General features: G+C 35.6%; 22 protein-coding genes. 18 read left to right on the top strand and 4 right to left on the bottom strand.

Going from position 1 to position 22,151, the window contains the following annotated elements; translation table 11 throughout:
- Positions 1–8 precede the first annotated feature (8 nt).
- From GQR59_RS09705 to rlmM, 5 genes are all read left to right on the top strand, one after another.
- Complete coding sequence (locus tag GQR59_RS09705; RefSeq protein WP_160061999.1) at positions 9–395, top strand: SirB2 family protein; 387 nt, start codon at positions 9–11, stop codon at positions 393–395.
- A gap of 3 nt (positions 396–398) precedes the next feature.
- Entirely contained in the window at positions 399–1,259 is an 861-nt protein-coding gene (locus tag GQR59_RS09700) for a SirB1 family protein (protein ID WP_236546708.1), read from the top strand.
- Positions 1,260–1,314: 55 nt separating this feature from the next.
- Entirely contained in the window at positions 1,315–2,160 is an 846-nt protein-coding gene (gene kdsA / locus GQR59_RS09695; RefSeq protein ID WP_160061997.1) for a 3-deoxy-8-phosphooctulonate synthase, read from the top strand.
- A 157-nt stretch (positions 2,161–2,317) separates the two neighbouring features.
- Complete coding sequence (locus tag GQR59_RS09690; protein WP_236546707.1) at positions 2,318–2,710, top strand: DUF423 domain-containing protein; 393 nt, start codon at positions 2,318–2,320, stop codon at positions 2,708–2,710.
- A 14-nt stretch (positions 2,711–2,724) separates the two neighbouring features.
- Positions 2,725–3,810, top strand: a complete 1,086-nt coding sequence (rlmM, locus tag GQR59_RS09685; protein WP_160061995.1) for a 23S rRNA (cytidine(2498)-2'-O)-methyltransferase RlmM — start codon at positions 2,725–2,727, stop codon at positions 3,808–3,810.
- A gap of 334 nt (positions 3,811–4,144) precedes the next feature.
- On the opposite strand, the gene GQR59_RS09680 is transcribed toward rlmM, so the two are convergent.
- Together GQR59_RS09680 and GQR59_RS09675 are read right to left on the bottom strand one after the other, a co-directional pair.
- Positions 4,145–5,143 (bottom strand): VanZ family protein, encoded by a 999-nt coding sequence (locus tag GQR59_RS09680; protein WP_160061993.1) that lies wholly within the window; start codon positions 5,141–5,143, stop codon positions 4,145–4,147.
- Positions 5,144–5,564: 421 nt separating this feature from the next.
- Positions 5,565–6,779 (bottom strand): pyridoxal phosphate-dependent aminotransferase, encoded by a 1,215-nt coding sequence (locus GQR59_RS09675; protein ID WP_025565589.1) that lies wholly within the window; start codon positions 6,777–6,779, stop codon positions 5,565–5,567.
- Positions 6,780–6,985: 206 nt separating this feature from the next.
- Here GQR59_RS09675 and GQR59_RS09670 point away from each other — a divergent pair, with 206 nt between their 5' ends.
- The 5 genes from GQR59_RS09670 (at position 6,986) to GQR59_RS09650 (ending at position 13,337) form a co-directional block, all read left to right on the top strand.
- Positions 6,986–7,939, top strand: a complete 954-nt coding sequence (locus GQR59_RS09670; protein WP_160061991.1) for a LysR family transcriptional regulator — start codon at positions 6,986–6,988, stop codon at positions 7,937–7,939.
- A gap of 238 nt (positions 7,940–8,177) precedes the next feature.
- Complete coding sequence (moeA, locus tag GQR59_RS09665; protein ID WP_160061989.1) at positions 8,178–9,425, top strand: molybdopterin molybdotransferase MoeA; 1,248 nt, start codon at positions 8,178–8,180, stop codon at positions 9,423–9,425.
- Between the two features lie 229 nt (positions 9,426–9,654).
- On the top strand, positions 9,655–10,707 hold the full coding sequence (gene aroG / locus GQR59_RS09660; RefSeq protein WP_160062544.1) for a 3-deoxy-7-phosphoheptulonate synthase AroG: 1,053 nt from the start codon (positions 9,655–9,657) through the stop codon (positions 10,705–10,707).
- Between the two features lie 255 nt (positions 10,708–10,962).
- The gene (locus GQR59_RS09655) at positions 10,963–12,363 is read left to right on the top strand and encodes a cobyric acid synthase (protein WP_236546706.1); all 1,401 of its coding nucleotides are present in this window, start codon (positions 10,963–10,965) and stop codon (positions 12,361–12,363) included.
- A 2-nt stretch (positions 12,364–12,365) separates the two neighbouring features.
- Positions 12,366–13,337 (top strand): Solitary outer membrane autotransporter beta-barrel domain, encoded by a 972-nt coding sequence (locus tag GQR59_RS09650; RefSeq protein ID WP_160061987.1) that lies wholly within the window; start codon positions 12,366–12,368, stop codon positions 13,335–13,337.
- Between the two features lie 46 nt (positions 13,338–13,383).
- On the opposite strand, the gene pdxH is transcribed toward GQR59_RS09650, so the two are convergent.
- Positions 13,384–14,037: a pyridoxamine 5'-phosphate oxidase gene (gene pdxH, locus GQR59_RS09645; RefSeq protein WP_160061985.1), complete on the bottom strand. Its 654-nt coding sequence runs from the start codon at positions 14,035–14,037 to the stop codon at positions 13,384–13,386.
- Positions 14,038–14,192: 155 nt separating this feature from the next.
- Here pdxH and GQR59_RS09640 point away from each other — a divergent pair, with 155 nt between their 5' ends.
- On the top strand, positions 14,193–14,687 hold the full coding sequence (locus tag GQR59_RS09640; protein WP_160061983.1) for an elongation factor P hydroxylase: 495 nt from the start codon (positions 14,193–14,195) through the stop codon (positions 14,685–14,687).
- Positions 14,688–14,893: 206 nt separating this feature from the next.
- Entirely contained in the window at positions 14,894–15,445 is a 552-nt protein-coding gene (locus tag GQR59_RS09635) for a hypothetical protein (RefSeq protein WP_160061981.1), read from the top strand.
- A 230-nt stretch (positions 15,446–15,675) separates the two neighbouring features.
- Here the strand turns inward: GQR59_RS09635 and GQR59_RS09630 are convergent, their stop codons facing one another.
- Positions 15,676–16,671: a YHYH protein gene (locus GQR59_RS09630; protein ID WP_160061979.1), complete on the bottom strand. Its 996-nt coding sequence runs from the start codon at positions 16,669–16,671 to the stop codon at positions 15,676–15,678.
- 579 nt (positions 16,672–17,250) lie between these two features.
- Here GQR59_RS09630 and GQR59_RS09625 point away from each other — a divergent pair.
- The 6 genes from GQR59_RS09625 to GQR59_RS09600 all read left to right on the top strand — a co-directional run bounded on the left by GQR59_RS09625 (position 17,251) and on the right by GQR59_RS09600 (position 21,877).
- Positions 17,251–17,643: a response regulator gene (locus tag GQR59_RS09625; protein ID WP_160061977.1), complete on the top strand. Its 393-nt coding sequence runs from the start codon at positions 17,251–17,253 to the stop codon at positions 17,641–17,643.
- 1,379 nt (positions 17,644–19,022) lie between these two features.
- Positions 19,023–19,169, top strand: a complete 147-nt coding sequence (locus GQR59_RS09615; protein WP_160061973.1) for a hypothetical protein — start codon at positions 19,023–19,025, stop codon at positions 19,167–19,169.
- Positions 19,159–19,593 (top strand): EAL domain-containing protein, encoded by a 435-nt coding sequence (locus GQR59_RS18645; RefSeq protein WP_236546705.1) that lies wholly within the window; start codon positions 19,159–19,161, stop codon positions 19,591–19,593. The genes GQR59_RS09615 and GQR59_RS18645 overlap by 11 nt, the downstream gene beginning before the upstream one ends.
- A 16-nt stretch (positions 19,594–19,609) precedes the next feature.
- Positions 19,610–19,840 carry an EAL domain-containing protein gene (locus GQR59_RS18640; RefSeq protein ID WP_236546704.1) on the top strand — a complete coding sequence of 77 codons (231 nt, stop codon included), beginning with the start codon at positions 19,610–19,612 and terminating at the stop codon, positions 19,838–19,840.
- 237 nt (positions 19,841–20,077) lie between these two features.
- Entirely contained in the window at positions 20,078–20,425 is a 348-nt protein-coding gene (locus GQR59_RS09605) for an Hpt domain-containing protein (RefSeq protein WP_160061971.1), read from the top strand.
- A gap of 12 nt (positions 20,426–20,437) precedes the next feature.
- Positions 20,438–21,877, top strand: coding sequence for a sigma-54-dependent transcriptional regulator (locus tag GQR59_RS09600; RefSeq protein WP_160061969.1), 1,440 nt, complete (start codon positions 20,438–20,440; stop codon positions 21,875–21,877).
- The last annotated feature ends 274 nt before the right edge of the window (positions 21,878–22,151 follow it).

Below are 22,151 nucleotides of genomic sequence, written 5' to 3'. Positions count from 1 at the left end.
GGACAAACATGTATTCAATTTTAAAACACACCCACATGACATTCATTTTATTAGCTATCATCATGTTTATAGTCAGATTTTATTGGCTTAAATCAGGCCATGCTAATGCACAAAAAGCCGTATTTAAAAAAATACATATACATACCAATGTTGCAATTATTTTACTTGGCTTAGCATTAATGGGGCTATTACACTTTAACCCTTTTGCTGAAGGTGGATACTGGTTATTAGAAAAAATGATCGCTTTTGTTGCATACTTCTCAATGGTGCAAGTGGCATTAAATACTAAGACCAAAACACACATTCAATGGTTAGCGTTTATTGGTGCTTTCGGTTGGCTTGCGTATATCGCTAAATTAGCATTCACTAAACAAGCCATTTTATTAGTGGGGTAGACAGTGGAATTAGACGAACTGGGTGTTGTTGAACAACCCGTTGTTAACACGAGCATTATTCATGAAGCGATAGATTATAGTGCTTTTTCTCTTTTACAGTTAGCCAGTATGGCTGAAGCTGAAATTACTGGACAATCAATCTTACAATTTCAAGATTCAATGCGTTTACAATTGATTATTGTTAAGTCTCAAGTAAGAAATAAAACGCAACAAAACTTAGATAAACTACAAACTTTATTAAACAGTGTTTACCACGATCAAGGTTTTAAAGGTGATTGGAAAGCATTTTTCAAAGTTAAAAATGCATTAGTATCAAAAGTATTATCGCGTCGTAAAGGGGTGCCTATTAGCTTAGGTATTCTATTGATTGAGATGTTAAAAGAGACAGGTTTCAGTGCTTTTGGTATCTGTTTTCCAAGTGGCTTTATTGTTAAAGTCGAGTTAGAAAATGGACCTGTTTATATTGACCCTTTTAATGGTGATATTGTTGATACTCAACAACTAGAATTAAAGGTACGTGGTCAGTTAGGTAACCATGCCCGTTTAACACCTGATATGTTGCAAGCGGATAGTACTGAAACTATCATTAAACGTTACGTGAGCGTATTAAAAGCAGCTTATATTCAAGCTGAAAATATTGAATTAGCATTACTGTGTAGCGATATTTTATTACGTTTAGACCCAGAAGATGCCTTTGAAGTAAGGGATCGTGGTTTTTTGTTTCAGCAATTAGATTGTTTTCAGCTGGCGTGCAATGATTTTACTTATTTTATTGAGCAATGTCCTGAAGACCCAATCGTTAATTTATTAAAACGACAAATTAAACAAATGAATGATGAGCATAATGCTCAAACTATTCATTAAACAAACTAAGTAACTTTTTTGACAACTACGGTTGCCAACGAATAAGAGAGTAAAGATGAGCCAGAAAATTATCAAAGTAGGCAATATTGATGTTGCAAACGATCGTCCATTTGTTTTATTTGGTGGGATGAATGTTTTAGAATCTCGTGATCTCGCGATGAAAATGGTTGAAACGTATGTTGAAGCTACTTCTAAACTGAACATTCCCTATGTATTTAAAGCATCTTTTGATAAAGCAAATCGTTCTTCAATTAACAGCTACCGCGGACCTGGTTTAGAAGAAGGTTTACGTATTTTTGAAGACATTAAATCTACTTTTAATGTGCCAATTATAACTGACGTACATGAACCGTACCAAGCAAAACCAGTTGCTGAAGTTGTAGATGTTATTCAATTACCTGCGTTCTTAAGTCGTCAAACTGATTTAGTACAAGCAATGGCTGAAACTAATGCAGTTATTAATGTTAAAAAAGCACAATTTTTAGCACCACATGAAATGCAACATATCATCACTAAATTTAAAGAAGCGGGTAATGATAAAATTATCCTATGTGAACGAGGTAGCTGTTTCGGTTACAACAATCTAGTCGTTGATATGTTAGGTTTCAGTACGATGAAAGAAACAGGTTACCCAGTTATTTTTGATGTGACACATTCACTTCAAAAACCAGGTGCGCGTTTAGATAGTGCTGATGGCCGTCGTAGCCAAGTAGTACAACTAGGTTTAGCGGGTATGTCACAGGGTATTGCAGGGTTATTCTTGGAGTCTCACCCAGATCCAGCTAATGCTAAATGTGATGGCCCATGTGCGTTACCATTAGATAAGTTAGTGCCATTCTTAACGCAAATGAAACAAATGGATGACTTAGCAAAAAGCTTAGAGCCTATTGTCACTGAATAGTTAATACTGAATAAAGACTAGTGACAAGTGTTGCCAAACAATTGTCACTAGGTAATGACGACTCTACATAATTGCTATTAATTTCTTAATAGCAATGACTAAGTCACTGTTATTAAAAAACGGTTACTAAGTTCTGCAATAAATAAGGTTATTAACATTGCTGATAACTAAACAATCACGTTGTTTTATCTCCATCGCTGCCTTACTAGGTGCAACGGCGGTTATGTTTGGCGCTTATGCAAGTCACGGTTTGTCGACTTGGGCAAATACGGCGCAAGTCTCTCAGGTACAAGTTGCTGCACAATACCAGCTGTTTCATGCCATCACACTAATAGTAATATCACTATTAAATTCAATGTTTACAAGTCGGTTACTGACCATTAGCTTATATTGCTTCACATTGGGTACTGTATGTTTTAGCGGTAGCCTATATTACTTAGTATTTTTAGGCTCAAAATTATTAGTATTAGTGACTCCATTAGGTGGTTTATTACTCATACTCGCGTGGTTATTTGTCGCTATTGCCATGCTATTTACACAAAGAAAATAAAGGTTTAAGTCTGTATGTTAGGTATTCTGTTATATTGTCGCCCTGGTTTTGAAAATGACTGTGCAAATGAAATTCAAGCTAAAGCGAGTGAGTTAGAAGTTTTTGGTTATATTAAAACCCTTAAAAATAGTGGTTTTGTTTTATACCATTGTTATGAGCCAACACAAGTGGAGGCATTATCAGAGCAGATTAATTTTGCTCAACTTATCTTTGCTCGGCAAATGATTGTTGCGGTCGCACTGCTTGAAGACTTACCTGCAGATGACAGAATTACACCTATTTTAGACATTACACGTAACTTACCAATGGCAGGTGATGTTTATGTTGAATGTCCTGAAGGCGATGAAACCAAACCCTTATTAACATTTTGCCGTAAATTTACGGTTCCTTTCAGACAAGCCCTTAAAAAACACAATAACCTAACAAACAAAGAAAACCTAAAAAAACGACGCACACATGTTTGTTTCATGGATTATGAAACAGCGTATGTTGGATATTCACTCCCTAAAAATCGTAGCGAATTGCACATGGGTATCACTCGTTTACGTTTTCCTAATGAAGCACCTAGCCGATCAACACTTAAATTAGACGAAGCTTTCCAGACTTTTTTAACCAAAGAAGCGCAAGAAGAACGTGCTCATTCAGGTTTACGTGCGGTTGATCTTGGCGCATGTCCTGGCGGGTGGACTTATCAGTTAGTACGACGTGGTATGTTTGTAAGTTGTGTTGATAATGGTGTAATGGCCGATAGTTTGATGGAAACAGGGCAAGTCACTCACTTTATGGAAGATGGATTTAAGTTTGAACCTGAGCGTAAAAATATTCACTGGTTAGTGTGTGACATGATTGAAAAGCCTAAACGAGTTGCTAAATTAATGGCGCAGTGGTTAATCGATGGTTGGTGTAAAGAAGCTATTTTCAATCTTAAATTACCAATGAAACAACGTTATCAAGAAGCGACTGATGATTTGAAATTACTGACGGATATGATTGAAGAAGCGGGATTCAATTATGAATTACAAGCGAAGCATCTATATCATGATCGTGAAGAAATCACTGTTCATGTGCGTTTAACGGATAAAGTATACGGGCCTTTGTAAAGTCTTCAATAAAATATATATTGATTGACAATATATGCTGAACGGTTATCAATAAAAAGAGAGACTAATTAGTCTCCCTTTTTGTTTGTGTTGCTAGAACAATAAATTATAGCAATCACATTACATAAGAACTCTAATTTGCACAGAAAAAATGACTGATTTCAAGGCGTAAATTAAGATCTTTCTAAGATTAACTTCGTTAATCATCTCTCAGAGTATTAATTAAAAAATATTAATTCTTTAATGACCGCTCTCTTTACGAAACTTCCAACGAAGCAATAGGTTGTTTTAACCAATAAAATAGAACGGCTAATTAGTGTGATTGATATTAATATCACTGTAAATATAATTGGTCGATATAAAGGTTAACTGGCCCATCTAATTCATACATATAAAAATCAACTCCTGCCATTTTACTTAAATCCATCTTTCTTAACTGAACACCATCCCTGATTGTATTTAATGGAATGCTAATCTCACTGAAGCCTGGTTCAATATGTAATTTTTTCTCGTAGCGATCTTTATAGTTTGGTTTTGATTTGTCGTAATGCCCATCAGTGATCAGTAAGGTAACAGGTAATGTTTCAAGTTTTGTCCTTCCTACTTTATCACTTTCTGTAATTTCTGCTTCAGTGGCGGTATTAGGATTATAAAAACCTATGACTAATTCTTTGTAATCTTGCCAATCACCTTCGAAATAACGTAGAGCAACACCACTATATTCACGAGGAACAAAAGTCACTTTCATCATTTTATTGATGGCTGAGGGTAAATGACTTAGTTGTTTATTTTGCTGCATATTTAATTGTTTAGGTATTGCCAAGGATAAAGACTGATCTGCTTTCCAGCGTGTTAAAGCAACGTCTTGTTCAAAAGAAGCTAACACTGGAAACTCAGCTTTTGCTTTAATTTCATCATAAACACAGAGTGTAGAAGGGGAAAGTAAATAACCAAGCAAGCAAAAATAAAGTAGCTTATAGCGCCAGTGAATATAGTGGTGACTAAATAAAATAATGCTCAGTAACATGCCTACGTAATTCAAAAAAACATCTTCTAGTTCTCTAGAACGTCCAAAAAAAGGTTGGATTAATTCAATTGATATTCCAAAAATGAAACAGAAAGCCGTCATTAATAAGAATTGTTTTTTGAGTGAGGCTGTTTTTACGGTGGGCTGGTAAAGTAAGAATAACGAACCCCAAAATGCAAACACAGTAACGTGTCCAATAGGCCATAATGCATCAATTAATCGATCTGAAATAACAGTGTTGATATCAATGAATAAAAGTAAGAAGAAACATAATGAAATAATCGCAAGTGCTATTTTTTTAAACATTTTTATCTCGTGTGAAATAAATAAAATAGTGAAAGGAGAGTTGATTTTATCATTACTATTTATTGACTTACAAAACAAATAAGCGTCAAAAATAATAAAGGGCAAAAAAGAACAAATGAGGTTGAGTGATGACTTGATGGTGATGAATGTTAATACAGTGACCATACTATTTAATGTTAAAGGTCGTTCATCGCTATGTTGCTTAAAGCTATTTAGTTAATCGCTTTTTTATTGATAGCTTTTCGTTAATAGTTTTTCATTAATAGCTTTTCGTTAATAGAAAGGGGCTTAATAGAATTGAAACTGTCGAACTCAATAGTTATTGATTCTTGAATTCAAGTGATAAGTTCGACATCTCTCTGATATACCTTTTTAATATAGCTTCTTGGTTTACTTTTTCGATACGGGTTTCTAGTATTGCTTACTGACTATATCCATCTAGGAAGTGAGCAATTTTCTTAATTGCTATCGCCATCTCATCGACACGTGGTAAACAAACGATACGGAAGTGATCTGGTTTGTGCCAGTTAAAGCCGGTACCTTGAACAATTAGGATCTTTTCTTCGACTAATAAATCCATTGCAAAACGTTGATCATCTTTAATGTTAAAACGTTTTTGGTCTAATTTAGGGAAAAGATATAAAGCACCATTTGGTTTAGTACAGCTCACACCCGGAATATCATTCAATAATTTCCAAGCTGTTTGCGTTTGGTCATATAAACGGCCACCAGGGACAGTCAGTTCATTAATGCTTTGATAACCGCCTAATGACGTTTGAATCGCATGTTGCATCGGTACATTGGCACATAAACGCATACTCGCTAGAATTTCTATGCCTGATATATAATCACGTGCTTGCTTTTTCGCACCACTTATCATCATCCAACCAACACGGAAACCACACACTCTATAAGCTTTTGATAAACCATCAAAGGTTACAATCAAAATATCATCGGCTAAAGTTGCTAATGGAATATGGACTGCATCGTCATAAACAATTTTTGAATAAATTTCATCAGAAAAAACAATTAAGTTGTGTTGACGTGCTAACTCTACAATTTGTTCTAGTAAATCTTTGCTATAAACGGCACCCGTTGGGTTATTTGGATTAATTAACACAATACCTTTAGTGCGAGAGGTGATTTTTGATTTGATATCGTCGATATCAGGAAACCAGTTTGATTCTTCATCACAAATATAATGTACCGCTTTACCGCCAGACAGGTTAGCTGCAGCTGTCCATAATGGATAATCAGGTGCTGGGACTAAAATCTCATCACCGTTATTAAGTAAACTCTGCATTGCCATTACGATCAATTCACTGACGCCATTACCAATATAGATATCATCGGTATCTAACGATAAAAGCCCTTTAGCTTGGTAATGTTGCATGACGGCTTTACGCGCAGAAAACAGCCCCTTGCTGTCACAATAGCCTTGGCTATTAGGTAAGTTTTTGATCACATCCATCAACACTTCTTCTGGGGCTTCAAAACCAAATTGGGCGGGATTACCAATGTTCAATTTAAGAATACGCTGACCTTCATCTTCTAATTTCATCGCTTGCTTTAATACAGGTCCACGAATGTCATAGCAGACATTATCTAGTTTGTTTGAACGAACAATTGAATACATTTAAACCCCTTAAATCCTAATTTCCATAATGCTTTAAACAATGACATAAAGTACCTTATCTGATTGATTTAGTGAAGATGAAATCAACAATATGATGAGGTATATTCAGATAATGATTAATTATATTCAATGATTGCTTATATAGTGTGAAAATAATTAACTTTTATGGAATACTAATACTATTTAATGCTTTATTAAGGTTAATTATGATCGAACTCAAACACTTAAAAACGTTATCAACACTAAATAAAGCAGGTAGTTTAGTAGAGGCTGCAAAGCAATTGCACTTAACGCAATCTGCATTATCACACCAGTTAAAAGAATTGGAGCAACGTTTAGATTGTTCTTTGTTTATTCGTAAATCACGTCCAATTCGTTTTACCATTTCAGGTTTACGCATTTTAGAGTTAGCAGATCAGGTATTACCGCAAATTCGTCAAGCTGAACGTGATATATCACGCTTTGCTTCTGGCGATGCAGGGCGTTTACACATGGCGATAGAATGCCATTCGTGCTTTCAGTGGTTGATGCCGGCCATTGATAAGTTTCGTGATAGCTGGCCTGAAGTTGAATTAGATTTTTCAAGTGGTTTTAGTTTTTTACCTTTACCCGCATTAAAGCGAGGTAACTTAGATTTAGTGGTGACGTCAGATCCTCAACCGATAGAGGGTATCAGTTATATCCCTCTATTTAGTTATCAATCGATGCTGGCATTAAGCCGTCATCATCCTTTAGCCAATAAAATTTATATTGAAGCAGAAGATCTCAGTGAAGAAACGTTGATCACTTATCCTGTTGAAAAAGAGCGTTTAGATATCTTTAATGCTTTCTTAACACCAGAAGGAGTGGCACCTGCAAAAATTCGCCAAGCAGATATGACTTTAATGATGTTGCAACTAGTCGCAAGTGGTCGAGGCGTAGCAGGTTTACCAAATTGGGCTTTGTTTGAATACCTCCAAAAAGACTATGTTGTTGCGAGGCGTTTAGGGAAAAATGGCGTTTGGAAAACACTTTATGCAGCGGTAAGAGAAGAGCAAAATTCATTAGCCTTTATAGAAGATTTTATCACAACGGCCATTGAAAGCTGTTTTAGTAATTTAAAAGGGATTAAAGTACCAGAATCTTTACCTAACGATGCTACTGCTAAAGCGTTTGAGTAAGCTAATTATGTTTTTCGGGTGTAAATTAAAAATTTTTGAGTGTAAATTAAAGTTTTAGATAAATTTAAGCACATTCATTGATCTTTATGCGGCTCAGCGAAGTTTTAATATTGTACCTTTACACTGAGCAATACATAATGAAATACCAATCAATTTTCGATAATCAATAAGTAAAAACTAATAAGTAATAACTAATAATTATTATTAAAAATTCACTAATCAAAATAGAGTAACCCATATGAGCTGTTGTAATGCAAAAGGATTAATGCCGTTAGCTGATGCGTTGGAAACAATGCAACAAGCGTTGTCGATAGTATGTGACAAAATCACGTTACCATTATCGGATGCGCTAGGCTTTACACTTTGTGAAGATATTGTGTCACAAAAGAACGTACCACCTTTTAACAATTCAGCAATGGATGGTTATGCATTACACGTTGATAATCTAAAAGATTGTTCTGCTGAAAATCCGGTTAAATTAACATTAGTCGGTAAATCATTTGCAGGAGTGCCTTTTAATGGGGAAGTCGATACAGGTTGTTGTATCAGAATAATGACAGGTGCATTAATACCTGATTCGTTAAATTGTGTGGTTATGCAAGAGCAATGTTTAGCAGAAGGAAAGCAGATTACTTTTAGTCATGCACCTGAAATCAATAACAATGTTCGCTTTGCCGGCGAAGATTTAAGTATTGGACAGCACGTTTTGCAAAAAGGACATAAATTAACGCCACGTGATATCCCTTTACTTGCATCATTAGGTATTGCAAATGTTGAGGTTTATCGAAAACTTAAAGTAGCGGTATTATCGTCTGGTGATGAGTTAAAAAGTTTAGGTGAGACGTTACAGCAAGGCGAAATATACGATAGTAATAGATATAGTATTATGGCTCTTTTGTCTCGTTTAAATGTTGAAGTGATTGATTTTGGCATTATCAAAGATGATTACGCTTTAATTAAAGCGGCAATGATCAAAGCTGATCAACTAGCTGATGTTGTAATAACAAGCGGCGGCGTATCAGTGGGAGAGGCTGATTTCATTAAAGAAGTGTTAAATGAAATAGGTGAAATAGGATTTTGGAAACTAGCCATTAAACCAGGCAAACCGTTCGCTTTTGGCCAGTTGCAAAACAGTGTCTTTTTTGGGTTGCCAGGAAATCCGGTTTCCGCTATCGTAACTCTATATCAATTAGCTGTGCCAGCAATGGCCAAAATGAGTGGTGAGCTTGTTAAACCTGCTCTACGCTTGAATGCAATATGCAGTGATGCATTGTCAAAAGCACCAGGAAGAACTGATTTTCAACGTGGTACCTACTCAGTTAATGAGCAAGGCCAGCTAGTTGTCTCAACTACTGGAAATCAAGGTTCTGGTGTGTTTAGTTCAATGAGTCAGTCAAATTGCTTTATTGTACTTGAACAAGACCGAGGCAGTATTGCCGAAGGTGAAACGGTGGTTATTGAACCGTATAGTCCTTTAATGGATTGATGTTTAAAATAAAACGATAGATAAACTGATATAAAAAAGTAAAAACCATAATATTTCTTAATTTAAGATTTAATGTTTTTCACTTAGCAAAAAGTTAAATAAAAAAAGTGCCTAAAACGATAAAAACAGTACTAATAACATTATCAATAACAATATTTTTTATAATATAAATAGAAGTAAAAGATAAATTAAAAACTAACTACCAGCACAACGAAGTGCTTCAGGACAAATTATGATTAAGACAGATGACGTGAATATAACTGCAATCAAAGAATTATTACCCCCTATTGCTCTATTAGAGAAATTTCCAGCTACATCTGAAATCAGCCGTACTGTTTCTGGTTCTCGTAATGCAATTAGCAAAATTTTAAGCGACGAAGATGACCGTATGTTAGTGATCATTGGTCCTTGTTCAATTCATGATACAGAAGCGGCGCTTGATTATGCTGCTAAATTAATGCCGCTACGTGAAAAATACAAAGATTCACTAGAAGTGGTTATGCGTGTTTATTTTGAAAAACCACGTACTACAGTAGGTTGGAAAGGATTAATCAACGATCCTGAATTAAACGGCACGTTTAATATCAACAAAGGTCTACGTACCGCTCGTAAATTATTATTAGATATCAATTCAATGGGGTTACCTGCTGCAACTGAATTCTTAGATATGATCACGCCACAATACGTCGCAGATCTCATGTCATGGGGCGCAATCGGTGCACGTACTACAGAATCTCAAGTTCACCGTGAATTAGCTTCTGGTCTTTCATGCCCAGTTGGTTTCAAAAATGGTACAGATGGTACAATTAAAGTCGCTGTAGATGCAATTGGCGCAGCTAATGCTTCACATCACTTTTTATCGGTTAACAAATTTGGTCATAGTGCAATCGTAGAAACAGCCGGTAACCCAGATTGTCATATCATTTTACGTGGTGGTAAAGCACCTAATTATAGTGCGGAACATGTTGCTGCCATTAAAACTGATTTGAAAAAATCGGGTCTAGCTGAAACACTAATGATCGATTTCAGCCATGCAAACTCAGAGAAGAAATTCGAAAATCAAATGAAAGTGTGTGATGACGTTTGTAGCCAAGTTGCTGGTGGCGATAAAGCTATTTCAGGCGTAATGGTTGAAAGTCATTTAGTTGAAGGTCGCCAAGATTTATGTGAAGGTGTTGCTGCAACTTATGGTCAAAGTATTACTGATGCATGTATTGGTTGGGATGCAACAGAAACATTATTAGCAAACCTCTCTGCAGCAGTAATTGCTCGTCGTGGCTAATTACTTGTTATCAGCTAAAGGTTAGCTTATTGTAAAGCACTGTGAATACAGTGCTTTTTTTTGCTTTATTGAATTCAAATAAAAAGTTAAATATCTTATAAAATTAAATACCTATATGCTTTATATTAAATTATAGAGGTAAATTTTACACAGAATAAACAATACAAAAAATGAAGTTTACTGCTAATAAAATAGATCATTTATTTACCGTGATTAGTTTTAGTAAACATTATTAAATAAATTCAAGTGAGACTAATGTCCGTAAAAAATAAACCAATCATGATTTTAGGTTGTACTAGTGATGCAGGTAAATCACTAATAGTCACGGCCATTTGTCGGTTACTCGCTAACAGAGGTGTTAATGTCGCGCCTTTTAAAGCGCAAAATATGAGTAATAACGCTGCTATTACAGAAGATGGTTTAGAAATTGGCCGTGCGCAATATTTACAAGCGATTGCCGCTAAAGTTACTCCCTCTGCGTTAATGAATCCAGTTTTGCTTAAACCCAGTGCAGAGACCTTTAGCCAAGTTATCATTAACGGCAAAGTCGATACTGAAATCTCTAATATGCCTTGGATGGCTCGTAAAAAACTACTTTGGCCAAAAGTTCTAAAGGCATTAACAATACTTCAAAGTGAACATCAGCAAATAGTGATCGAAGGTGCGGGTAGTCCTGCGGAAATCAATCTACGCCAGGGTGATATCGTTAATATGAGTGTTGCGTTAGCTTGTCAGGCAGATGTGTATTTAGTTTCTGATATTGACCGTGGTGGTTCTTTTGCACATTTATTAGGCACTTGGTCATGTTTAGCAGAAGAAGAGCAGAAACTTATTAAAGGGTTCGTCCTTAACAAATTCCGCGGCGACCCTAAGTTGTTAGGTAATGCGATGGATTGGTTAGAAGAAAAAACAGGTATTCCTACGGTTGCTAACTTGCCTTATCATCGTCATCAATTACCAGAAGAAGATAGCTTCCGTTTAGGCACAACTTGGCAACACGGTGCTATCAATGTGGCTCTGATCTACTATCCTTATGCCTCTAATATGGATGAGTTCGATGCGTTAACTTATCAAAATGATGTTAACTTAGTGCCTGTTCAGAAAAACCAAGATCTATCTGTTTTTGATGCAGTGATTTTACCGGGCAGTAAAAATAGTGGTAAGAGCTTAGCGTTTCTACAGGAAACGGGGTTGGATAAACAGATTCAACAATTTAGTAAAACGAATAAATTAATACTGGGTATTTGCGGAGGGTTGCAAATCCTTGGCAACAGTATTAATGATCCATTAAAACTGGAAGATGGCAATAAACAAGGTTTAGATATTATTGATTTAAGTACTACCTTAGCGCATGACAAAGCTACGCTTCAGAGAACCTTCGATTGGGTTGGTGAAAAAGTAGAAGCTTATGAAATTCATCATGGAGAAAGTGTTGTGTTAAGTGAAGCCGTTAAACCTTTTATTAATGACAATATGGGATGGCAACAAGCTAACATTTATACATCTTATTTACATGGCTTATTTGATAACGCTGTTTTTTATAATTGGTTTATGCAACAACTGGGTGCAGCCCAAAATGGTATCAGCTGGAAAGCACATATCGATCAAGAATTAGATAAATTAGCAGACATGTTCGAAGAGCATGGTTGGTTATAACAATGAATATTAAGTATCACAGTAAACTTATACTAATTGCCTTATCTACGGGAGCATTTAGTAGTCATGTGCATGCAGCTGATAGTTCCTCTTTTGACTCAACTGAAGAAGCCTTTGCCATTGCGACATTAATGTCTGATAGCGGTGCGTTGACTTTTGGTTTTACTAATTTTGATTTAGAAGTGGATGACCCTGGCTTTGGCGATGAAGATACTGTTGATTTAAAAAACAGTTTAAATGTATTTGTAATTCCCTATACATGGGATTTAGAGCCTAAGAGTGATGCTTGGGATCATGCTCTGACTGTACGTGCTTTTTATATAAATTCAGACCGTGACAGTGAAATCTTCTCTGATGTCACAGATGAATTAAAGCAAGACACCTTTGGTGTGTATGGTAGTTATTCTCAGTTTTACCATGTTACTGATCATTGGTATGTAACCTCCGCTTTAGGGTTACATCTTATCTATTATAAAAATGATTATAATTATGGTGATGGTTTTCCAGAAGAGACTAAAGCAACCTTTGATAACAATGAATTCAATATCAGTGCTTTCACTGCCATTATAGAGCCTGAAGTAGGTATCGGTTATGAAAGAGAAGAAACCTGGGGCACATGGAGAGCACACAATAATAACAACTATATATATGGGCAAGGTTTAGCAGGCTCTATTGATGACCCTTATAGCATTAATCCAGAAGGTTGGCGTGTCACTAATGGTGTAGAATTTACGGTGGGTGTACCTGATTTATGGGGTGTTGGTGATTTTTTAACTATCGACCTTAAAAGGATTGATCTGTTTGGTGATTTAACTGCTATTGCAGATAATGGCTATTATTATGAAACGAGTTTCGGTTGGGTAATTGATACTAATAACCAAATTCCATTGCTAGATAATATTGGTATCGGGCTTTCTATTAATTATGGAAGTTCAATCAGTGGTGCAACACTAGTGCTTTATTGGAACGAATAATAAAGCACATGTTGTATTGATTATGATAATGAAGTTATCAATAACGTTAAGGATTTAAGCGAGTTATCACCCATTCAGTCTGTTTTTTTGTATAAATAAAACGATCATGTAACCGATCTGCTTTACCTTGCCAAAACTCAATTTTTTCAGGGATAACACGGTACCCCCCCCAGAACTCAGGTAAAGGAATGGTTTTGCCTGCAAATTTTTCTTCGTAAAACTTCACACTATCAACAAGTGTTTGGCGTTGATCTAATACTTGGCTTTGTTTTGAAGCCCAAGCTCCAATTTGACTACCACGTCCGCGAGAATGAAAATAAGCTTCAGATTCTTCATGGCTAATACGCTCAATTTTACCTTCGATACGCACTTGACGTTGTAAAATATTCCAATGAAATAATAAAGCAGCAAAAGGGTTTTGCTCTAGTTCACCGGCTTTTCTACTGCCGTAGTTAGTGAAGAATACAAAGCCATTTTGATCAACTTCTTTTAATAACACCATACGTGAAGAAGGTCGTCCTTCAGTCGTACAAGTTGAAACTGACATCGACTCAGGTAATACAACACCTGTGCTTTCAGCCTCTTTCAACCAAGTATCAAAAAACTGAATTGGGTCATTAGTGGTCGTGAGTGCTTTATTTTCAATTAAGACACCTTGTCCTAAGGTGAATGCGCAACGAAGTTTACTGAGTAATGACATGGTTTATCTTTATTAGTTAGATTGAACAGTGAGTGGAGTGTATAATTTGCGCTTATTTTTGTCGAACTTATTGTTTTTTATCTAACAAAAACACTTCATAAATCAATAAAATGACACTCTCGGCCTTATTTTAGTCGTACTAGGATGATAGATAAATGAATGACCGTTTTACCGATGATGAATTTTGCCAATATTTAATCGGCATATTGGCAAATGTTTTTCCTGATTTGAGTATAGAAGGCGGGGCAGACGAACCCTTTTATCAAGCAGCAAAAGACAATGCCAAAGCAGTGATCTATTTTCGTGATAATTACCCGAGAAGCCTATTGCATGAATTGTCTCATTATTGTTTGGCTGGGTATCGAAGAAGAATGTTAGACGATTTTGGCTATTGGTATTCGCCATGTGGCAGAAGTGCAGAAGAACAGAATAAATTTGAAATGGTGGAAGCAAGGCCTCAGGGCTTAGAAAAAGTCATGTGTGAAATTCTGGGGATTAAGTTTTCGGCGAGTATTGATGATTTTTCAGGAAGACCACCATCGGATGCATTTTTGCAGAGACTGGAAGCGGCTTATCAAGAAATGCTGATTAATCCACCGCCTACTGCTTTAAAAGTATTAAATGGTTTAAAAAACCAGTGCACACAGTAAAACTAATCCATACTGATGCAAGGGTGAACCTCAAACACGATTGTATAAAAGTGCCATTCACAATGGTCATCATCAATCATTAAGTAAACGTTAAACAAGATTCAAAGCTAATAGCCTACATGGCCTTTGTAAGTTACACTGCGCCCATTTTATCCGCACAAACTAAGTCATCCAATCATGTGATGCAACATAATAGGCGCGTTTTAATGAGCATAGAATTACCAGAACAAGAATCAACCATTCTAAAGTACTTAGATATCACGCATTACATCGATACTAATGCGCCAGAAGCACAAGAAAAACGTGAAGCAAAATATAAAATCGGAGAAGCTTGTAAAGAAGTAAGAGACATTATTAGTGATGATGAAGCCTTTAATGATTGGATATGGACAAACATCATTTCAGAGTGTTCAGCAACAGAGATTGAAGAAGTCACTACGAATACATTAGTGGCTTGGTCTAAACTGCCTGAATTTGGCACATTAGTACAATGTGAAATTGTCGGATTTACGCATATTTCTAAATTACTACAAAACAAAAATGCAGACATGAAAGCATTAGTATTAGAGACGATTGCAAACAACGACCCTGAAACAGCCAAAGAGTTGATTAAAGCTATTCTTAAGCCAACTATCGACTACACGCCAATCGTTGAAGATAAAGAAAAACTAGCCACTACAGTCGAATCAGTTAACAAACTGTCAAAAGAAGCATTAGTCGCATTAGTAAAAGCGATGCATCAAGAAATGATTAAATAATAACTAACTTATAGTTAGCTCATACATCGTCAGTTATACGGTGTTAACCATAACTAATGGATTACTGTTGCGGTTAACATTGAATATCTATTTTAGCTGCAAATAATTTAGTATCACTACCGGTTTAAAAGTCTTTAGTCTTTATTTCAAAAGACTAAAGATGCTGTAAGTCGAATATAAAAAATAATTTTTCATTGAGGTCTATTTAGGATTCTATTCATTATTTTCATTTACTCATCTAGTGGTCTATGACTAGGTTCATTATCATCCATTTTAGGTCGTGACTGTTCAGATCTTGCGTCTTCTTCAAAATAACCTTTTTCACCCATATAACAACCAAAAATTTGGTTTTTACCTGGCGCTGAAGCATGGTAATGATAACCACGAATTTGATCTGTTTCACCACTGCACTCGTCCAGTCCTTCTGCTTCTATAGTGCTCTTGTCTGTCTTTGCATAAATAGCATATCCATCTAAGGCATAACCAATCATTGGTGAATGTCCATCTTTTTGGATACCAAGCTCAGCGCATCCATTCGCAGCGTGATAATGATAACCTTCATGTGGATTAGCATGTCCACCGCATTGGTCAAATACCCCTAGCGTATGACTGCTTAGTATCATATCAAGTGGAGCTGGTGGCCCTAATAACACGCCATTTAATGCAATACCTGTATTGTCTCGACCTCTAATCTGAGTGGGTTTGCTAGTGGGTACCGGTTTTGTTGGGATAAAGACTGTTTTCTTTATGCCGCCATCGATTTCATCAAGTGGGCATTCTAGACAAAAATTGTTAAACCCTGGAATTGGTCGTGGATCGCCTGCTACTTCACAGCCTCTCGCACCACTTATGATGGTGACTTTACCTGTTTTTATATCATACATTTGCCATTGTTTATCTTTGTAAAGCGTCGATAAATTTTCAATGAATTTTCCATCTACTTTATAAACAGTGCCTTTGCCATCAATCCATGTTCCGCCTTCCTCTTTACTCGATGAAATGTTTTGGGGGCAGTAGGGGCCTTCCGGGGAGGTCTCAGGATCGGCAGGAGCACCAGCAATGGTTAAACGATAACAGGTGGTTTGAGTTCCTCCGCTCAAGGCGCAATCGACAATTACAGGGGCAGTTGTTAGGGCGCCTGAGATAAAATTATCAGTGTTAATTGCTTCTTTAGTAACGTTCGGCTTTGAAGTGCTGAGATCACTTTCACCGCAAGCTATTAACATAAATGGGATGGCGAAAAAAAATAAATAGCGCATAACTATTCCTTGAGTTTTAGGTGTTTAATGAGGATAGATTGAGTATAGGGTATAAATGTGTAAGAAGTATGGACGCTAACGAAGGCTTACGGTTAAATATTTTTCTGATAGCAGAGCTTGAAAATCTCTAAATTATTTACAGGGTCTATTATTTTTTCATATTGATTTTCAACTTGAAGTTAATGAGTTTGTAACTTAGTTTATTTGAACATGTGTAATAAAAACGCTTATAGTTTAAGCAATAAAACGTTCACTCACATGTTTTACTTTTTAGGACAAAAGTAACTTTTTCATATTAATTTTATGGATTGTTTAATTACGGTGATGAATATATTAATAGTGGAATATTAATTGCTTTATTAATCATCATATTTTTCATTATATCGTTGGGTGATATCAATAAATATATTTAAGGTATTTAAAATAAAGTGTTACTAGTAAAGGTGGGTTGATTGTTTACTTCTACATAAATACATCGTTTTAATAGAACAGACCTTAAAAGATACCACTAAAATAGTGCTTTAATAAATTAATCAGGAGAAGAAAATGCAAGAAGTAAATCAATTAAATGTGTTTGTGGCAGATGATAGTAAGCCTAGTAAGATGCTGACTATTATCATGTTACAAAGCTTAGGTTGTTCGGTGACGGGTGCTGATGATGGGCTCGAAGCCTTAGATATAACCAGTAAGCAGCCATTCGATCTTATTTTCTTAGATGAAAACATGCCAGGCTTAAAGGGCAGTGATGTCGCAGAACAACTATGTATTGTTGAAAGTAGTGGAATAAATAGGAACACACCTAAGGTGTCGTTGACAGGACTTGTGGGGGAAGACGCTGTTGAAAATCTATATAAAAAGGGCATTACCCATCATATTGAAAAACCTGTCACAAAGGCAATGTTAGAAAGTTTTTTGACATCATGGCATGAAGGAAATTAACTAAGGTAAAGTAATAAAAATGATTATCAAAGTATGATACTAAATGAAATATTCATTGTTTTTTATTAATTCTACATTTTTAAGTTAAGCTTTCTGGGGGAGATATTAACACCAGCAGTAATAACAATACTTACACTAATAGCAATGCCAATTTTAATCGTATTATCAGAAAAACAGCATTATCAACAAAAGTATCATTAATAGTGAGTCTGTCATTAGGTTATAAAATTGGTTTCGTGGTGATTTGCTTTATTCTTAGTATAAAGCAGAAATAAACTTTTTTAATTCATCTACATAAAGTTAATAGGTTGCTATAGAGTGTTTAACCTTCTATCTAGGGTTACTTTTTTGCAAAATACCAATCAATATAAGAAAATTTAAAGTCATTTTGCATAGAGTGGATCTTATCTTTTTCATACTCCCTTTAGCCCTTAAGATAATCTATTTGTTAAATAGTTAATTAAAGTTTCTTTCGCAGTTACAAACTGACTTAATACTGCGATTGGTCATTCAGCATATGAACTTCCTGATTTTCTATATAAAGAAATATTTAAGATTGTCCTATGCACGATATTATCGGTGGTATTGGATCATCGATAATATCGTTATATTTCGCAAAAGGTAGTAACAGGTGACCCATTGAATCGCATGTTAATTCACCACTAGATGCAGGAGAAGCTCCTTTAACCTGCTCTTCATCAGGATAATTTTCTGTAGACGGTATTTCATTGAGTACCAGTTGTGGCTCTGCTTGTGGTACAGACAGTGGCGGTCAATGTGGTTGTCCCGCTGGTTATTATTCTGTAACAGGAAGTATTGTAGATAGGTTAGGTTTGAAAGATTAATGTTGCCCTAATGGTACTGAGTTAGCAGGTTCAACTACATTAGGTCTTGTTGTTAATGCTTTATGTACAGGTTTAAATATTAAAAAAGAGAAACAGTTCTTGATATAAATGACGCTTTTCAAAGTGAATTAGAGCCATTTACATCTCCTTTTCAGGTTAACTTGCCTTAATTAGATGGGAGAGTAGAAGGTGAACGATGGTTTAATACGTCCTCAAATGAAGAACAGAATAACTAAATAGATTTTATTTATAAAATGGGAAGAAAGCATCATCGTTTTCTTCCCATTTTTTATATCTTATTCTCTATGTCACTCGCAATTTGCATGTGATTAAAAGAAATTTATAGGTTATGACTAGTAATTTGATTTGCATTTTGCGAGTGAATATTGAGATAAATATAAAATAAAGCCATAAGTAATTATTTAAGCTTTTATATTCAAATGATTACTCACTTTTTGACGTTTTTTTCATGTTGGTCTGTGAATTGCAGTATTAGGTATTAATCTACTTAAATTATCATAGGAATAAAATGCGATGAATACACCTGAAATTGACAATAGTGTACTTGAAAATGTTGGTGGTTCACCCAATTTAGAAAATTTGACTAGCATTATCGATAGTGCAATGAAAAAACCAACACTTTTCTATGGTTTATCAGCCGCTGTTTTCTATGCAGAATAGCAAGTTAATTGGTTTCGAAGCTCTAATACGTTGTCATAGTCCTCAATTTGGTTGTATTTCTCCAGATAAGTTTATTCCCCATGCAGAAGAAAGTGGCCAAATTGTTGAGCTAGGTGGGTGGATATTTCAACAAGTACTGTTGGATCTCAAGCGTTTCCTCCAATACGGATTAAAAGATATTGTCGTTTCTATTAACGTTTCTGCTGTTCAGATAGCGAAAACAGATATTTTTAATCAAATAATGACTTTGGTGGAAAAATTAGAGATTCCAACGCGTTGTATCAAATTAGAATTAACTGAAACTGCATTAATTCAAAATCCGAAAGTAATTGCCAAGGTGTTTGATGCTTTTCAAAGAGAGGGGGTAGAAATTTGGGTAGATGATTTTGGGACTGGTTTTTGCTTCTTTAAGCTTATTACGTGAATTTAAAGTGAATGGTTTGAAAATAGATAAAAGTTTTGTAGATGGCATTGCCACCTGTAATGATGACTTTACGCTATGTAGTGCGATAATCGCAATGGCTCAACGTCTAGGCATGCATATTGTGGCTGAAGGCATTGAGGATGAGGTGCAATTACAAATACTCAACCAATTAGGGTGTGATACAGCGCAAGGCTATTTATTAGGGCGACCGGCTTCTTTTGAAGATAATTTACAACGTTGGAAATGATCTTTAGGTTATTTTTTGATGTTTATTGTGAAAATTAAATATACATTTTCAACATTAAACTGACGCTCTAAAACTCTGTTAATGTCTAATTTTTAAGGCTTTAAATGGCTATAATTGAGCTAAAACAAGGTAGTTTATAAAATCAGTACTATAGTTACTTTATGGTTATTTTATAGTTGTTTTATGTTTATAACGCATTGGATCATAAAGAAGAAAAATTAAATCGGTGATTAAAGAATGGATATTTTAATTGATGAAAGTGTTATTGAAAATATGAAAGAGGATTTAGGGGAAGATACCTGCCAAATATTAATCGGTTTGTTTATTGAAGAAACGGCCTCGTTATTCGCCGATTTAAAAATTGCTTTTGAAGCAATGGATTTAAAAGCAATTGAAAGTGCGACACACATCCTTAAAAATTCGGCGGTACTTTATGGTGCCACTTCTGTTGCAACGAAAGCTAAAGAAATCAATGATAGATTATGTTTACCATCAAAGCTGGCTACCAGCACAGATTATCAATTATTAGAACTGATCCAAACAACACTACAAGCGTATAACAATAAATATTACAAGGTTATTTAGTAAGGGAATTACATGCCAATAACATCGCAAAAAACGTTAGTTTATATTGTAGAGGATAGTTTATCTAGCGGTGCTTTATACCGTTCTCAACTTGAAAAAGCAGGTTATGAAACCAAGCATTTTGTAGATGGTTATTCTGCTCTAGCTGCGATAAAAGAAAAGATGCCTAGTGTAATCATTCAAGATGTTTGTTTACCAGATATCAGCGGACTAAACGTTTTACAATTTGTAAACCGTCAAGAGTCGCCGGCACGCGTCATTATCATTACTTCAAATAGTTCTATTGAAGTCGCTGTTGATGCAATGCGACTGGGTGGTTTTGACTTTATCGAAAAGCCTTTTTCTCGTGAAAGAATGGTGACGTCAGTACAAGATGCGCTCAAACAAATCCATTTAGAAGAAGTCGAGTCTAAAAAAGTAAAAGTTGAATCATCGGTTATACCTGAACTGTCATTTATTGGTGAATCTTTGGCAATGAAAACGGTATTTCGTCTACTGGATAGTGCATTACGCAGTAAAGCCAGTGTCTTTGTTACTGGCGAAAGTGGTACAGGTAAAGAAGTCTGCGCGCAATATTTACATAGTTATAGTGCTAGAAAAGAGGCACCTTTAATTGCTATCAATTGTGCTGCTATACCTGGTGAGTTATTTGAATCAGAGTTTTTCGGACACATTAAAGGATCTTTTAGTGGCGCTGTTTCTGATAGAAAAGGAGCCGTAGAAGCGGCTAATGGTGGTACTTTATTTCTAGATGAAATCTGCGAAATGGATCTAAATTTACAAGCTAAATTATTACGTTTTTTACAAACGGGTACATTCAGTCGTGTGGGAAGCACAGACGTTATTCAAAGTGATGTCAGAGTGATTTGTGCAACGAACCGTCACCCTGCAGCTGAAGTTGGCGAAGGGCGTTTTAGAGAAGATTTATATTATCGATTGAACGTTATTCCGATTCAATTACCGCCTTTGCGTGACCGAGGAAATGATATTTTATTACTCGCGAATACTATTTTAATTGATAAAAATGATGATAATCAAAAAACATTTCATCAATTTTCGCCTCAGGTAGAGGCAATGTTTATGCAATATGATTGGCCTGGTAATATTCGAGAATTGCAAAATATTATTGAAAATATGGTGGTAATACATTCAGGGACTGAAGTGACGCTTGATATGTTACCGGAAAATTTTGCTCAAGGTGCTCATCATAAAGTGGGCCCTATTACGACCGCAGTTCATCATCATAATACTCACTCACATATCACTAACAATGCGTTGGAGCATCAGTCTGAAATTAAAGATATTATTCCAATGTGGTTGGTAGAAAAAATTACAATTGAAAAGGCCATTGATATTTGTGAGGGTAATATTCCTCTCGCTGCTGCTCACTTAGGTGTGAGTGCTTCAACCATTTATCGTAAAATAAAAAGTTGGCAAAACGGTGTTGCTTAATTACACATAGAAATATACCCGTCACCAGTCAAGCTGTAAAAATCAGCAAGTCTTGAGGTAAACAGATTCTAGGCATATAAGGTAAAGATCTAACGGGTTAAATCGAGACGTTATAACAACGAAGGGGTTGTCTCACAACTTGACGTGCGGGGCGCCAATTCGTAAGCCAATACTGCGTGGTAACATTCGATAAGGACTCGCTATTGTCATCATGTTATGACTTGTATTGGTGTCCGAGGTCGCGACTGAATAATGGATCTTGATTGGTAACGGG

The organism is Psychromonas sp. L1A2 (genome assembly GCF_009828855.1).
Classification (GTDB): domain Bacteria; phylum Pseudomonadota; class Gammaproteobacteria; order Enterobacterales; family Psychromonadaceae; genus Psychromonas.
This window is presented reverse-complemented; position numbering and strand designations above follow the sequence as displayed.